This window comes from Mesorhizobium sp. M0195 (assembly GCF_040322115.1).
In the GTDB taxonomy this organism is placed as follows: Bacteria; Pseudomonadota; Alphaproteobacteria; order Rhizobiales; family Rhizobiaceae; genus Mesorhizobium.
This window is the reverse complement of record NZ_JAMYSV010000003.1, coordinates 139,474-153,188: the sequence shown is the minus strand read 5'-3', so window position 1 is coordinate 153,188 and position 13,715 is coordinate 139,474. Positions and strand designations below refer to the sequence as shown.

Annotated in this window: 12 protein-coding genes, 1 tRNA gene and 1 riboswitch; of the genes, 5 read left to right on the top strand and 8 right to left on the bottom strand. The window is 62.7% G+C overall.

Going from position 1 to position 13,715, the window contains the following annotated elements; translation table 11 throughout:
- The first annotated feature begins 41 nt into the window (after nt 1-41).
- Nucleotides 42-1,052, top strand: a complete 1,011-nt coding sequence (locus NKJ12_RS08970; RefSeq protein ID WP_352702280.1) for an Hsp33 family molecular chaperone — start codon at nt 42-44, stop codon at nt 1,050-1,052.
- A 6-nt stretch (nt 1,053-1,058) separates the two neighbouring features.
- Here NKJ12_RS08970 and apaG read toward each other — a convergent pair whose 3' ends face one another.
- The gene (gene apaG / locus NKJ12_RS08965; protein ID WP_254816331.1) at nt 1,059-1,451 is read right to left on the bottom strand and encodes a Co2+/Mg2+ efflux facilitator ApaG/CorD; all 393 of its coding nucleotides are present in this window, start codon (nt 1,449-1,451) and stop codon (nt 1,059-1,061) included.
- Between the two features lie 228 nt (nt 1,452-1,679).
- On the opposite strand from apaG, the gene NKJ12_RS08960 reads away from it, so the two are divergent.
- The gene (locus NKJ12_RS08960; protein ID WP_352702277.1) at nt 1,680-2,834 is read left to right on the top strand and encodes a ceramide glucosyltransferase; all 1,155 of its coding nucleotides are present in this window, start codon (nt 1,680-1,682) and stop codon (nt 2,832-2,834) included.
- A 35-nt stretch (nt 2,835-2,869) separates the two neighbouring features.
- On the opposite strand, the gene NKJ12_RS08955 is transcribed toward NKJ12_RS08960, so the two are convergent.
- Nucleotides 2,870-4,060, bottom strand: coding sequence for an O-succinylhomoserine sulfhydrylase (locus tag NKJ12_RS08955; RefSeq protein WP_352702275.1), 1,191 nt, complete (start codon nt 4,058-4,060; stop codon nt 2,870-2,872).
- 69 nt (nt 4,061-4,129) lie between these two features.
- A riboswitch (SAM riboswitch) is annotated at nt 4,130-4,207 on the bottom strand.
- Between the two features lie 135 nt (nt 4,208-4,342).
- Between NKJ12_RS08955 and NKJ12_RS08950 the strand changes: the two genes are divergently transcribed.
- Entirely contained in the window at nt 4,343-5,437 is a 1,095-nt protein-coding gene (locus NKJ12_RS08950) for a 2'-deoxycytidine 5'-triphosphate deaminase (protein ID WP_352702273.1), read from the top strand.
- 55 nt (nt 5,438-5,492) lie between these two features.
- Here the strand turns inward: NKJ12_RS08950 and araD1 are convergent, their stop codons facing one another.
- From araD1 to chvE, 4 genes are all read right to left on the bottom strand, one after another.
- Nucleotides 5,493-6,485 (bottom strand): AraD1 family protein, encoded by a 993-nt coding sequence (gene araD1 / locus NKJ12_RS08945; RefSeq protein WP_023719489.1) that lies wholly within the window; start codon nt 6,483-6,485, stop codon nt 5,493-5,495.
- 183 nt (nt 6,486-6,668) lie between these two features.
- Nucleotides 6,669-7,961 (bottom strand): multiple monosaccharide ABC transporter permease, encoded by a 1,293-nt coding sequence (gene mmsB, locus NKJ12_RS08940; RefSeq protein ID WP_292659525.1) that lies wholly within the window; start codon nt 7,959-7,961, stop codon nt 6,669-6,671.
- On the bottom strand, nt 7,958-9,490 hold the full coding sequence (gene mmsA / locus NKJ12_RS08935) for a multiple monosaccharide ABC transporter ATP-binding protein (protein ID WP_023719487.1): 1,533 nt from the start codon (nt 9,488-9,490) through the stop codon (nt 7,958-7,960). Before mmsA ends, mmsB begins: the two co-directional genes overlap by 4 nt.
- Nucleotides 9,491-9,589: 99 nt before the next feature.
- Nucleotides 9,590-10,654 (bottom strand): multiple monosaccharide ABC transporter substrate-binding protein, encoded by a 1,065-nt coding sequence (gene chvE, locus NKJ12_RS08930; RefSeq protein WP_023719486.1) that lies wholly within the window; start codon nt 10,652-10,654, stop codon nt 9,590-9,592.
- A 316-nt stretch (nt 10,655-10,970) separates the two neighbouring features.
- On the opposite strand from chvE, the gene NKJ12_RS08925 reads away from it, so the two are divergent.
- On the top strand, nt 10,971-11,960 hold the full coding sequence (locus tag NKJ12_RS08925) for a LysR family transcriptional regulator (protein ID WP_352482475.1): 990 nt from the start codon (nt 10,971-10,973) through the stop codon (nt 11,958-11,960).
- Between the two features lie 315 nt (nt 11,961-12,275).
- Here the strand turns inward: NKJ12_RS08925 and NKJ12_RS08920 are convergent.
- Nucleotides 12,276-12,349: transfer RNA gene (locus NKJ12_RS08920), tRNA-Gly, on the bottom strand.
- A 132-nt stretch (nt 12,350-12,481) separates the two neighbouring features.
- Between NKJ12_RS08920 and NKJ12_RS08915 the strand changes: the two genes are divergently transcribed.
- Nucleotides 12,482-12,745: a DUF6460 domain-containing protein gene (locus tag NKJ12_RS08915; protein ID WP_352475918.1), complete on the top strand. Its 264-nt coding sequence runs from the start codon at nt 12,482-12,484 to the stop codon at nt 12,743-12,745.
- 62 nt (nt 12,746-12,807) lie between these two features.
- Here NKJ12_RS08915 and NKJ12_RS08910 read toward each other — a convergent pair whose 3' ends face one another.
- Entirely contained in the window at nt 12,808-13,710 is a 903-nt protein-coding gene (locus NKJ12_RS08910) for a histone deacetylase family protein (protein WP_352702271.1), read from the bottom strand.
- Between the last annotated feature and the right edge of the window lie 5 nt (nt 13,711-13,715).

The window sequence follows — 13,715 nt, the reverse complement described above, 5'->3', positions numbered from 1 at the left end:
GCGCCCCGGAGGGCGGCATCGCCGCGCCCCGGAGCTTTGTCATGTTGGAAACTCATCAATTGGCTGAACATAAACCCAAGCTCGGCGAATTCGGCTACGCCGGCGACGATCATGTCGTGCCGTTCGAGGTCGGCCCGCTCGACGTGCGCGGCCGCACCGTCCAGCTCGGGCCGATGCTCGACGCCATTCTCAGCCGCCACGACTATCCCGAGCCGGTCGCCCGGCTCCTGGCCGAAGCCTGTGTGCTGACGGTACTGCTCGGAACTTCGCTGAAATTCGAGGGCAAGTTCATTCTGCAGACCCGCACCGACGGGCCGGTGGACATGCTGGTCGCCGATTTCTCCACGCCGCACGCGCTGCGCGCTTATGCCCGCTTCGATGCCGGCCGGCTGCAGGCTTTGACTTCGGCCGGCGAGACGTCACCGCAGACGCTGCTCGGCAGCGGCGTCCTGGCGCTGACCATCGACCAGGGCGCTCACACGCAACGCTACCAGGGCATCGTCCAGCTCGACGGTTTCACACTTGAAGATGCCGCACGCACCTATTTCCGCCAGTCGGAGCAGATTCCGACCGACCTCCGCCTTTCGGTTGCCAAGCTTCTGACGCCCGGCGTCGGCGGTGCCCGCGAGCAATGGCGGGCCGGTGGCCTGCTGGCACAATTCCTGCCGCAGTCGGCGGAGCGTATGCGCGTACCCGACCTTCCCGGTGGCGACGGCGATCCGCGTGAGGAAATCCATGACCCGACCGACAATTCCTGGCAGGAGCTGCTGGCGCTGCTTGGTACTATTGAACCGACCGAGCTGATCGATCCGACGATCGGCGCCGAACGGCTGCTTTACCGGCTTTTCCACGAGCATGGCGTCCGCGTGTTCGGCGGCGTGCCGGTCGCCGACCAGTGCTCATGCTCGAGGGAGAAGATCCGCGGCATTCTCGAAGGCTTTTCCGCCGAGGAGATCAGGGACAGCACCGAGGATGGCAGCATTCACGTCGCCTGCGAATTCTGCTCGAAGCAATATGACTTCGACCCGGCGGAGTTTGCAGCGGCTGGATGACGGCCCTCAATTGACGGTGCGCCGCGTGCCCGGCAAATCGAGCGAGAAGGCGGGGATGGCGACGTCGAACGTCTCGCCCCGCTTGTTGCGCATTGTGTAGTGCCCGACCATGATGCCGGACGGGGTCGAGAGCGGGCATCCGGACGTATACTGATAGCTGTCGCCGGGGTTGAGTCCGGGTTGCTCGCCGACGACCCCGGGGCCGCGCACTTCCTCGACTTTGCCGGTACCGTCGGTAATGTGCCAGTAGCGTGACAGAAGCTGCACGAACTCATCCGACTGATTGTCGATGGTCACCTGGTAGCCCCAGACATAGCGGTTTTGCGGCGGATCGGAGTGATCCTCCAGATAGAACGGCCTGACCTGCACTTCGATGTTGCGGGTGACGGCGCTGTACATAAACTGCTCCAAAGCAATGTAGATGGAACTTTCGATGCTCAGCGCAGTTTGGTCAACGATGCGCAGCATCTTCTTGCCCGATCTCAAGCGCAGGTGCCGAAAAACAATGTCATTTGAGTGACACATGACAATGATGGTGTGCAGGCTTGTGCCGGACGACTCAGCGTTCTGTCGAATTGTTGAAAACGGCTGTCATGCGGCCGGCATTTCTGGAGCGACCAGATCTCGATGGAACCGACATTCGCAGCCGCCCTCCTTTCCATAGCCCTCCTTCTTTCAAATCTCGCCAGCATCCTGTTAGCTTCGCAGAAGCTGAAGCGACCAGCCAGTATTGCACCGCCCGCGGCCAACGCGCCGCCGGTATCGATCGTCATCCCGGCGCGCGGCGTCGAGCCGTTTGCCGAAGAGACGCTGGAGCGCGCCTTCTCACTCGACTGGCCGCGCTACGAACTCATCTTCTGTGTCGCCCATGCCGACGACCCGGTGGTCAAGCCGATCACCGCCGCAATGGCGCGCTTTCCAGCTATTCGCGCCCGCCTTCTGGTCGGTGACGACCGCATCAGCGGCAATCCAAAACTCAACAATTGCGTGAAGGGTTGGGAGGCGGCGCGTTATCGCTGGGTCATCCTTGCCGATTCCAATGTGCTTATGCCGAGCGACTACGTCCAGCACCTGATGGCGGCGTGGCGGCATGACACCGGCCTCGTCTGCTCGACGCCAATCGGCTCGCGGCCGGACGGCTTCTGGGGGGAGGTCGAATGCGCCTTTCTCAACACGCTGCAGGCACGCTGGCAGTACGCTGGAGAGGCGCTCGGCCTCGGCTTCGCCCAGGGTAAGAGCATGTTGTGGAACAAGCCAATGCTCGATGCCAATGGCGGCATCCGCGCGCTTGCCGCCGAGATCGCCGAGGACGCCGCCGCGACCAAGCTGGTCAATGGGCTCGGACTACGGGTCAATCTTGTCGCCTCTCCCTTCGAACAGCCGCTCGGCCGGCGCACGCTTGGCGAGATCTGGTCGCGGCAGGCGCGCTGGGCGCGGCTGCGCCGCGTCACCTTTGCACTGTTCTTTGCCCCCGAAATCCTGATCGGAGCGGCACCGCCGCTGGTGCTTGCACTGATCGCCGCGGCTGACGCCGGCGTCAGCCTGCCGGCAACCGCCGTCGCCGTGCTGGTCGCGGCCTACCTGCCGGAATGCGCCTTGGCCTCGGCCAAGGGATGGCACCTGTCGCCGCGCACGATCCCGGCGATGATGGCACGAGACCTGATGCTTCCCGTCATTTGGGCGCGCGGATGGCTGAGCGGCGCCATCGACTGGCGCGGCAACGTGATGACTATCCAGACGAAGACTGTCGCGGAGCTGGAAGAGACCCCGTCCGGCGCCTGATCGGCACGTCCCCGCTGCCTCTGTTCGGCCAGCCCTTATCCGGCAACTCTCAGTGCCTGCTCGATGTCTTCGAGCAGGTCGTCGGCGTCCTCAAGGCCGACTGACAGCCTGAGCGTTCCCGGTCCGATGCCGAGCTCGGCGCGGGCTTCATCAGTCAAGTTCTTGTGTGTGGTCGTCGCCGGATGGGTGATCAGGCTCTTGGCGTCGCCGAGATTGTTGGAAATCAGCACGACGTCGAGTGTGTTCTGGAAGGCAAAGGCCGCCTGCTTGCCGCCCTTCACATCAAAGCAAATCAGCGTCGAGCCGCCCGACATCTGCTTCTTGACCACGGCCGCTTGCGGGTGGTCGGCGCGGCCGGGATAGATGACGCGGGCGATTTGCGGGCGCTCGGCCAGGAAATCCGCGATGCGGCCGGCACTTTCCGTCTGCTGGCGTACGCGTAGCGGCAGCGTCTCCAGGCCTTTCAGCAGCGTCCAGGCATTGAAGGGCGAGAGGCTGGGGCCGGTGTGGCGGAAATAGTCATGCAGATTCTCGTCGATCCATTTCTTGTCCGACAGAACGATGCCGCCAAGACAACGCCCCTGGCCGTCAATATGCTTCGTGGCCGAATAGACGACGATGTGGGCGCCGAGCTGCAGGGGTTTCTGCTGCAAGGGCGTAGCGAAGACATTATCGACGATCAGCCTGGCGCCGATCGAATTGGCAAGTGCCGCCACGGCGGCAATGTCGACTACCTCCAGCGTTGGATTGGTAGGGCTTTCCAGGAAAAACAGTTTGGTGTTTGGCTTGACCGCCTTTTCCCAATTGGCGATGTCGGTGCCGTCGACCAGCGTTGCCTCAATGCCGTATTTCGGCGCCAGCGTCTCGATCACCCAGCGGCAGGAGCCGAACAGCGCGCGGGCCGCTACGATATGGTCGCCCGCCTTGGCGCTACACAGCAGTGCTGCCGTCACCGCCGCCATGCCGGATGCCGTGGCGCGCGCGTCCTCGGCTCCTTCCAGCGCGCACATGCGTTTCTCAAACATGTCGACCGTCGGATTGGCATAGCGCGAATAGATGAAGCCCGGCTCCTCGCCCTTGAAGCGGGCCTCCGCCGCTTGCGCCGTCTCGTAGATATAGCCTTGGGTGAGATACATCGCCTCGGAGGTCTCGCCGAAGCCGGAACGCAGCGTCCCGGCATGCACGAGTGCGGTCTGAGGCTTCCAGTCGCGCTTCTTGGTCATCATTCCATCCAAACACCAAAATTGGTCCAAACAACAAAAAACCGGCCGCGAAAGTCGCAACCGGTCCATATGGCCTTGCGGCCGACGGTCCTTTAGCGACTTGTTTAACGTGGCTGCAAGCCGACCGGCCAAATCACCACGGGATAACGAGCTTTAGACCCGCGCCACGCTTGCGTCAATTGCCGGCATGATTAAGAGGATTGTACCAAGCAGGTGCCAAAGGCGTCCACGGTCGGACCTGCGACAGAACAAGACCTCGCCCGGCGTTCGAACGGAGCCAGACCCTTGCGGCAGACAGGCATTCTTCCCGATCAGGATATTTCCGCGCTGTTCCAGACGGGCGCGCTGAAGTCGCCGCGCATGCTCGATGCCGATCAGATCCAGCCGGCCAGCCTTGACCTCAGGCTCGGCGACAAGGCATGGCGAGTGCGTGCTTCCTTCTTGCCCGGCCCGGACCACAGGGTTGTCGACAAGCTCAACCGGCTGAAGCTGCACGAGATCAACCTCGCCGAAGGTGCGGTGCTGGAAACCGGCTGCGTCTACATCGTGCCGCTGCTCGAAAGCCTGGCGCTGCCCGCCCATATTTCCGCCTCCGCCAACCCGAAAAGCTCGACTGGACGGCTCGATATCTTCACCCGGGTAATGACCGACCGTGGCCACGAGTTCGACAAGATCGCCGCCGGCTATGAAGGCCCGCTCTATCTGGAGGTCAGCCCGCGCACTTTCCCGATCATCGTGCGGACCGGCTCGCGGCTGTCGCAGATCAGGTTCCGCACCGGCAATGCGCTCTTGTCGGAAAGCGAGCTGCACGAGTTGCACCGCGCCGAAATGTTGGTCGCCACCGAACCACCCAACATCTCAGGCGGGGGAATCGCGCTGTCGATCGATCTCGACGGCGACAAGGACGGGCTGGTCGGCTATCGCGGCAAGCACCACACCGGCCTGGTCGACGTCGACAAGCGCGCCGCGCAGGATGTCGTCGATTTCTGGGAGCCGCTCTACAAGAGCGGTGCCGGCGAGCTGGTGCTCGATCCGGACGAATTCTATATTCTGGTGTCGCGCGAGGCGGTGCATGTGCCGCCACTCTACGCCGCCGAAATGACGCCTTTCGACCCGCTGGTCGGCGAGTTCCGCGTCCATTATGCCGGTTTCTTCGACCCGGGTTTCGGCCATTCGGCGTCGGGCGGCACCGGCAGCCGGGCGGTGCTCGAGGTGCGTAGCCACGAAGTGCCGTTCATCCTCGACCACGGCCAGATCGTCGGACGGTTGGTCTACGAGCATATGCTGAAACGGCCGCAGGCACTCTACGGCACAGATCTCGGCTCGAACTATCAGGCGCAGGGCCTGAAACTGTCCAAGCATTTCCGCGCCGCGCGATGAGTTTGGAACTGCCAATCTCCCCCACGAGGGGGGAGATCACGCTGTCATCGACGCCTCAAAGCGCCTTCACCGCCACCTTCACCGGCTGCTCGATTTCAAGCGGGTTGCGCAGCGGCAGGCCGAAATCCTGCGCCTCGATTTCGAATACGTCACCGGCCTCGGTCCTGATGCCGTCGGCGAAGGACAGCGTCGCCGTGCCGAACATGTGCACATGCACGTCGCCCGGCTGGCGGAAGGCCGAGTATTTGAAGTGGTGATGCTCGAGATTGCCAATGGTGTGCGACATGTTCGCCTCGCCCGACAGGAACGGCTTTTCCCAAAGCAGCTTGCCGTGGCGCAGGATGCGTGAAGCGCCGCGAATGTCGGACGGCAGGTCGCCGATCAGGATCTCCGGCCCGAACGAGGCGTTGCGCAGTTTCGAATGGGCGAGGAAGAGATAATTCACGCGCTCGGTGACGTGGTCGGAAAACTCGTTCGACAGCGTGAAGCCGACGCGGAACGGGGCGCCGTCGTCGCCGATCACATAGATTCCGGCGATTTCCGGCTCCTCGCCGGCATCCTGGGCGAAGGCGGGCGACATGAGCGCCGCGCCGGGCGCCACTGCCATGGTACCGTTGCCCTTGTAGAACCATTCGGGCTGCACGCCGATCTGGCCCTTCGCCGGCTTGCCGCCCTCCAGCCCCATGCGGAACATCTTCATGGAATCGGTCAGCTGTTCCTCGCCGCCATCGCTGAGCTTCTTGTGCATGGAATCGCGGGTCGCGGCGGAGCCGAGATGCGTCAGCCCGGTGCCGGTGAGATGGAGATGCGCCGGATCGGGATGGTTGATCGGCGACAGCAGCCGTCCCTTCTTGTAGGCTGCATCGAGATCGACGGTTTCGCCGAAGCCCTTGCGCTCGATCAGGGCGACAAGCCCGGTGCCGGTGCGCGCGGCTTCCATCGCCAGCGAATAGACGCTGCGGGCCCCGTTGATGACGCGGGTCTTGCCGCCGTTGCGGGCAACGACGCGGATCGTCTCGGCGTCGTCGAGGATCTGGGAGATCAGCATGGTAACCCTCTCTGAATTGCGGCCTGCCTTCTTGGCAAACCCTGCCCGGCGCGGCTCAGACCCTGTCCACGCCGCGGTTGAAATTCTTCGTCCGGATTGCGCTCGCGGGTCAGGTCCCTCGGGGGACTTCTTCGCGCCGCCCGGCAGCGCCGCGATGTGACCCGTATGCCTCCTGGTTGCCTCTCAAGCCTTGTTCTTGTTGTAGACGTCGAAGACGACGGCGCCGAGCAGCACCAGGCCTTTGACCACCTGCTGCCAGTCGACATTGACGCCCATGATCGACATGCCGTTGTTCATGACGCCCATAATGAAACCGCCGACCACCGCGCCGATGACCTGGCCGACGCCGCCCATCGCCGAAGCGCCACCGATGAACACTGCAGCGATGACGTCGAGCTCGCTGCCGAGGCCGGCCGCCGGCACAGCTTGCCCCAAGCGCGCTGCGATAATCAGGCCGCCGAGTGCCGACAGCACGCCCATATTGATGAACACCATCAACGTCAGCCGTTCGGTCTTGATGCCCGATAGCTGGGCTGCCTTGGCATTGCCGCCCATCGCATAGATGCGGCGGCCGATCGTCATGCGTTTGGTAACGAAGACGAACAACGCGATCAGCACGCCCATCACCATGAGAACGATGGGGAGGCCCCTATAGGTGGCGAATTGGTAAACGAGAAACAGCGCCAGCGCGCTGATCACCAGGGTCTTGACGACGAACAGCGAGAAGGGCTCGGCTTCGTAGCCATGCTTCTCGCGGGTGCGCCGTGCCCTGAGCCCGAAATAGGCATAGGCGAGCACGGCGACGAGGCCGATCACGATCGTCGTCAGGTGCAGCGTGAGGCCGCTGCCGACAATGGTTTTGCCGGCGGCGTTCACGGTTGGCGGTATCAGCGTCAATGGGCCGATCAGGTCCGGAATGAAGCCGGAACTGAGCGCCTTGAAGCCGACTGGAAGCGGCCCCACGGAAGACCCGCCACCAAGCAGCGCCTGGCAGATGCCGCGGAAGATCAGCATGCCCGCCAGCGTGACGATAAAGCTCGGTATTCGGTGATAGGCAATCCAGTAGCCTTGTGCCGCGCCGATCGCACCACCGACGATCAGGCAGATGATCGACACCACCAGCGGATTGCTCAATGGGCCAAGCGGCCAGATGACCATCATCATCGCCGCCAATGCGCCGATGAAGCCGGCGACGGAGCCGACGCTGAGATCGATGTGACCCGAAACGATCACCAGAAGCATGCCCAGCGCCATCACGATGATGAAGCTGTTCTGCTGCACGAGATTGCTGAGGTTCACCGGCTTGAACAGCGTTCCGGACGTGGTGAACTGGAAGAACACCATGATTGCGATCAACGCCAGCACCAACCCGTATTCGCGCAGATTGGTGACCAGCGCCGAGACGGCAATGCGAGGTCCCTGTTGTAGATCCTGGGCAACGCCGGTCTGCGGCCCGGGAGCGCTTTCGGTGCTCATGATGCTTTTCCTTCTCCGCGGACGATGGCGCGCATTATCTTTTCCTGGCTGGCGTCGCTTGCCGCCATTTCGCCGACGATGCGTCCTTCGTTCATGACGTAGATGCGGTCGGTGATGCCGAGCAGTTCGGGCATTTCCGACGAGATGACGATGATTGCCTTACCCTCGGAGGCGAGACGCGCGATGATCGTATAGATTTCATATTTGGCGCCGACGTCGATACCACGTGTCGGCTCGTCGAGGATCAGCACTTCCGGATTGGCGAACAGCCATTTCGACAGCACCACCTTCTGCTGATTGCCGCCAGAAAGGTTGCCGGTCATCTGGTAGACGCTCGAGGCGCGGATGTTGGTCCTGCCGCGATAATCGTTGGCGACCGAAAGCTCGCGCAAATCGTCGATCACGCCGTGGCGCGACACGCCGGGCAGGTTGGCCAGCGTGATGTTGTGCTTGATGTGGTCGATCAGGTTGAGACCGTAGGTCTTGCGGTCCTCGGTAACGTAGGCGATGCCGTGTTCCACCGCCTTGCTCACCGAAGAGACGTCGATCGGCTTGCCGTTTAGGAACACCTCGCCGGTTATGCGGCGGCCGTAGGACCGGCCGAACAGGCTCATGGCAAACTCGGTCCGGCCGGCGCCCATGAGCCCGGCAATGCCGACCACTTCGCCCTTGCGGGCGTTGAGGTTGATGCCCTTGATGACCTGCCGCTCGGCATGGATGGGATGGTAGACCGACCAGTTTTTCACTTCGAGAACGGTCTCACCGATCTTCGGCTCTCGCGGCGGGTAGCGGTCGTCGAGCGAACGGCCGACCATCGACGTGATGATGCGGTCCTCCGAGATGTCCTTCTTGGCCAACGTCTCGATGGTCCGGCCGTCACGGATGATCGTGACCTTGTCGGCGACCCGGTTCACCTCGTTGAGCTTGTGGGAGATCAGGATCGAAGTGATGCCCTGCCGCTTGAATTCGAGCAGCAGATCGAGCAGCGCCTGGCTGTCCTTTTCGGACAGGCTCGCCGTCGGCTCGTCCAGAATGAGCAGCTTCACTTCCTTGCTGAGCGCCTTGGCGATCTCGACCAGCTGCTGCTTGCCGACGCCGATATTGGTGATCAGCGTGTTGGGGTCTTCCTTGAGGCCGACCTTCTTGAGCAGGGCGCTGGTGCGCGTCTCGTTGGCATTCCAGTCGATGACGCCGTATTTGGCCTGCTCGTTGCCGAGAAATATGTTTTCGGCGATAGACAGCATCGGCACCAGCGCAAGCTCCTGGTGGATGATGACGATGCCCTTGCGCTCGCTGTCATGGATGCCTTTAAAATGGCACTCATCGCCGCGATAGATGATCTGGCCGTCATAGGTGCCGGACGGATACACACCCGACAGCACCTTCATCAGCGTCGACTTGCCGGCGCCGTTCTCGCCGACCACGGCATGGATCTCGCCTTCCTCGACCATGAGCTTGACGTTCGACAGCGCCTTGACGCCTGGAAACGTCTTGGTGATGTCGCGCATCTCCAAAATCGTCGATGCCATTGAGAATACCACTCCTGCGAGGTCCGCAAACAATACCGGGCTGGCTCGCCAACGAAAAGGGGCCCTGCCTGCGCAGGACCCCAGGCTTTGTAACCGCGATTACTTCAGTTCTTCGGCCTTGATGTAGCCGGAGTCGACCACCAGCGCCTGGTAGTTCGACTTGTCGACGTCATGCGGCGTCAACAGGATCGAGGGAACGACCTTGACGTCGTTGTTGTAGGTCGTGGTGTCGAGGCCTTCCGGCTTGCCGCCCGAGAGCACCTTGTCGACGAGTTCGACCGTCGCCTTGGCGAGTTCGCGGGTGTCCTTGAACACGGTCGAATACTGTTCGCCGGCAATGATCGCCTTGACCGAAGCGGTCTCGGCGTCCTGTCCGGTGACGATCGGCCATGGCTGATCGGCAGTGCCGTAGCCTACGGCACGCAGCGAAGCGATGATGCCGCGCGACAGGCCGTCATAGGGCGAGAGCACGCCATCGACGCGGCTGCCGTCCGAGTAGTTGGCGGAGAGCAGATTGTCCATGCGGGCCTGGGCGGTTGCCGCCAGCCAGCGCAGCGTGCCGACCTTGTCCATGCCCATCTGGCCGGACTTCACGACGAGGGTCTTGTCGTCGATCAGCGGCTGAAGAACCGACATGGCGCCGTTATAGAAGAAGAACGCATTGTTGTCGTCCGGCGAACCGCCGAACAGCTCGATGTTGAACGGACCCTTCTTCTCGGGATAGCCGAGGCCCTTGAGCAGCGATTTTGCCTGGATGACGCCGACGCCGAAATTGTCGAAGGTGGTGTAGTAATCGACATTTGGCGTCTTCTTGATCAGGCGGTCGTAAGCGACGACGACAACGCCGGCGTCATTGGCCTTCTGCAGCGCATCGCCCATCGTGGTGCCGTCGATCGAAGCGATGATCAGCGCCTTCGGTCCCTTGGTGATTTCGTTTTCCAGCTGGCTGAGCTGGTTCGGAATGTCGTCCTGCGCATATTGCAGGTCGACAGTGTAGCCCAAAGCCTCGAGCTGGGACTTGACGGCGTCGCCGTCGTTGATCCAGCGCTGCGAGGTCTTGGTGGGCATCAGCACGCCGACCAGGCCTTCGCCCGCCTGCGCCGGCAGCGTCATAGCGGCGATGCCTAGGGCCGCGACGGCGGCCAGTGTCTTGATAATCTTCACATTAACTCTCCCTGGTTGATGGACGCGTACCCTTGGGTTTCGTGGGCCGCGCAATCGTGCAGGAGCGCCAAAGGCGCCGCTGCCGTCATCGATCTCCGGTATCCTCCCAATCGGCCCCGAAACTCTGGGTTCAATCGATACGAGTTTTCTCTCGTCACCGATCGTCAAGTCTCAGGACGCGCGAAGGGTGTGTCGCTTTGCCATAACTGTCAAATGCGATCTTTGATGGTTGCTATATCGCGACTGATATGGCTTAGGCTAGTGACGACGCTGCCGGATCCAGCTGGGGCGCCGGGCGTAGGAGTAGGGAAAAATCATGGCGGCGCTGCGAAATCCTGGTGGAATATCAGCCGGTTACGATGAGATTCCGCGCGATGGCGGAACCCTGCTGCGCAGCGGCTTGAGCCTGCGTCACATGCGTATGATCGCAGCCCTCGACGAGCACGGCCGGGTGAGTGCCGCGGCCCAGGTCATGAACATCTCGCAGCCGGCGGCTTCGCGCATGATCGCCGAGATGGAGGCGGTGCTCGACGTCAAGCTCTGCGAAAGGCTGCCGCGTGGCATCACGCTGACGCCCTATGGCAAGGCGTTGGCACGGCGCGCGCGGTCGATCCTGCTCGAGATGCGCGAGGTCGACCGCGAGATCTTCGAGCTCAAGGCGGGCAAGGGCGGCTCGGTGTTCCTGGGCGCGGTCACGGCACCGGCGATCGAGCTGGCGGTGCCGGCGATCCGCGAGATCCGGCGCCTCTATCCGCGCATCGAAATCACCATGCAGGTCGAGACCTCGAACGTGCTGGCGCGCGAGCTGATCGCCTCTCGGCACGATTTCATCATCGCCCGCATCCCCGACGACCTCAATCCGCGGCTGTTCGAGGCCCGCGTCATCGGCGTCGAGAAGGCCTGCCTGATCGTGCGCCGCGGCCACCCGCTGACCAAGGGCAAGGCAGTGCGGTTGGAAGACACCGCCGCCTATGACTGGGTTTTCCAGTCGGGCGGCTCGCCGCTGCGCCAAGCCATGGAAAGCAACTTTTTGAACCGCAACATCGCGCTGCCGGATCGCATCCTCAACACCAGCTCGCTGTTACTGACTCTGGTCATGGTCGCGCAATCCGACGCGATCGCGCCGGTGTCGATCCAGGTCGCGAAGTTCATTCAGAACCCCGAAGGGCTCGACGGCGCCATCGACGTCGTCCAGACCGAGTTCGACATCGAGGTCAGGCCCTACAGCCTGATCACGGTAAAGAACCGCGCGCTGTCGCCGGCGGCCAAGATGCTGCACGATTTTATTTTGCGGGAGGTGGGCTGAGGATTGGAGCGGGTAGCGGGGCGCATCCCGTGGCCGGCCAGACGACCAGACAGGCCCACCAGCAGCGGCGCCGATGCAAGTCGGCTACAACTGCTGCGTGATGCTCAAAAAAAGCCCGCCAGCAGAAGCCAGCGGGCCAAGGGTAGACATTCCGGTTGGGGTCATTCGAGGCCCCGCCGACCCTCAATGTGAGATATTCGACGAACTGGCACATCGGCCAAACAGATGAAGGACGGCCAGCCGAGCTGTAAAACTGTCTGTAAAGCCGCAAGTTTTCAACATCGCCAACTCAGGCGCAACCCGTGTGGCAAAAGCTGGAGCGGGTAGCGGGAATCGAACCCGCGCGTTCAGCTTGGGAAGCTGACAAGCTACCATTACATCATACCCGCGCTGGTTCCTCCGATATCATGGCCCGGCGCCGATGCGCAATCCGGTTTGAGGGCTCGGCTTGATGCCGGGCGGTCAACTGCGTATTTCTGGGCATGTGCCCGAATCGCGGCACCCGACTGTGGAGACAGGCCTTGTCCGCACTGAACCGCTTTCTCGGCGATACGCCGCTCCGGGTGATCTTGAAGCTGCTTGTGGTGTCGTTCCTCGTCGGCCTGGTCATGAACGCCTTCGGCTGGTCGCCGATGGACGTGCTCTACGGCATCCGCAAATTCTTCATCGACCTGTGGAATTTGGGCTTCCACGCCATCGACCGCTTCCTCGGCTACATCCTGCTCGGTGCCGCGATCGTCGTGCCGGCCTTCATCCTGCTCAGGATCGCCAATTTCAGGAAGTAGAGCATGATCCCAAAAAGTGGGAACCGGCTTTCGGAAAAGATCATGCTCAAACAAACAGCCTTTCACGCGTAGCCCGCAGCCACCTCGAACAGGATGGCGTGGCGTGCGGCAAGTGCTGCGACATCCGTCGAATAGCCGCCGCCGATAACGCCGCACACCGGGACGCCTAGCGTGCGGAAATGGCGGATCACCATATCGTCGCGGGCGCGCAGCCCGTCATTCGACAGCGGCAGCCTGCCGAGCCGGTCCTCGGCATGGACATCGACGCCGGCATTGTAGAAGACGAGATCCCAGCGCTTTCGCGCCGACAGCTCCGGCAGGATGGCGCCCAGCCGCTCCAGATAGGCTGCATCGCCGGTGCCGTCGGGCAGGGCGACGTCGAGGTTGGAGGCGATCTTGCGCGCGGGGTAGTTGCGGTCGCCATGCATGGAGAAGGTAAACACGCGCGGCTCGTCGTTCAGGATATCCGCCGTGCCGTCGCCCTGATGCACGTCGAGGTCGACGACCAGGATGTTTTGGGCGGCACCTTCGGCGAGCAGCACCAGCGCGGCAACCGCCACGTCGTTGAAGGTGCAGAAGCCGGCGCCTTGCGCGCGCCGCGCGTGATGACTGCCGCCGGCCGTGTTGCAAGCGATTCCGTTCAGCAAAGCCAGCCGCGCCGCCATCACCGTGCCGGCCGTTGCGAGCTGCGCCCTCAGCGAAACCCGCGGTCCCACGGGAAAGCCGATCTCGCGCTCGATCCTCACCGGCACGTCGCAGGCAAGCACCTGGTCGACATAGTCTGCCGCGTGGGCAAGCTTCAGCCATGATGGCCGCGCCACCGCTGGTATGTTGAGCGCTTCGGGCCGCGCCAGGCCGCGTGCCCGCAAGGCGTCCATCAGCAGCGGATATTTGCTCATCGGGAAGCGGTGGTTGACGGCGAAACCGGCGTCGTAATCGGGATGATGAACGATCTGCAAGGACATGGGAC

Coding starts and splice junctions, on each gene's coding strand:
- araD1 (WP_023719489.1), bottom strand. CDS start 6,485: ATGCTGATCTCCCAGATCCTCGACGACGCCGAGACGATCCGCGTCGTT.
- NKJ12_RS08955 (WP_352702275.1), bottom strand. CDS start 4,060: ATGATGACCAAGAAGCGCGACTGGAAGCCTCAGACCGCACTCGTGCAT.
- NKJ12_RS08960 (WP_352702277.1), top strand. CDS start 1,680: ATGGAACCGACATTCGCAGCCGCCCTCCTTTCCATAGCCCTCCTTCTT.
- apaG (WP_254816331.1), bottom strand. CDS start 1,451: ATGTACAGCGCCGTCACCCGCAACATCGAAGTGCAGGTCAGGCCGTTC.
- mmsA (WP_023719487.1), bottom strand. CDS start 9,490: ATGGCATCGACGATTTTGGAGATGCGCGACATCACCAAGACGTTTCCA.
- NKJ12_RS08925 (WP_352482475.1), top strand. CDS start 10,971: ATGGCGGCGCTGCGAAATCCTGGTGGAATATCAGCCGGTTACGATGAG.
- mmsB (WP_292659525.1), bottom strand. CDS start 7,961: ATGAGCACCGAAAGCGCTCCCGGGCCGCAGACCGGCGTTGCCCAGGAT.
- NKJ12_RS08970 (WP_352702280.1), top strand. CDS start 42: ATGTTGGAAACTCATCAATTGGCTGAACATAAACCCAAGCTCGGCGAA.
- NKJ12_RS08910 (WP_352702271.1), bottom strand. CDS start 13,710: ATGTCCTTGCAGATCGTTCATCATCCCGATTACGACGCCGGTTTCGCC.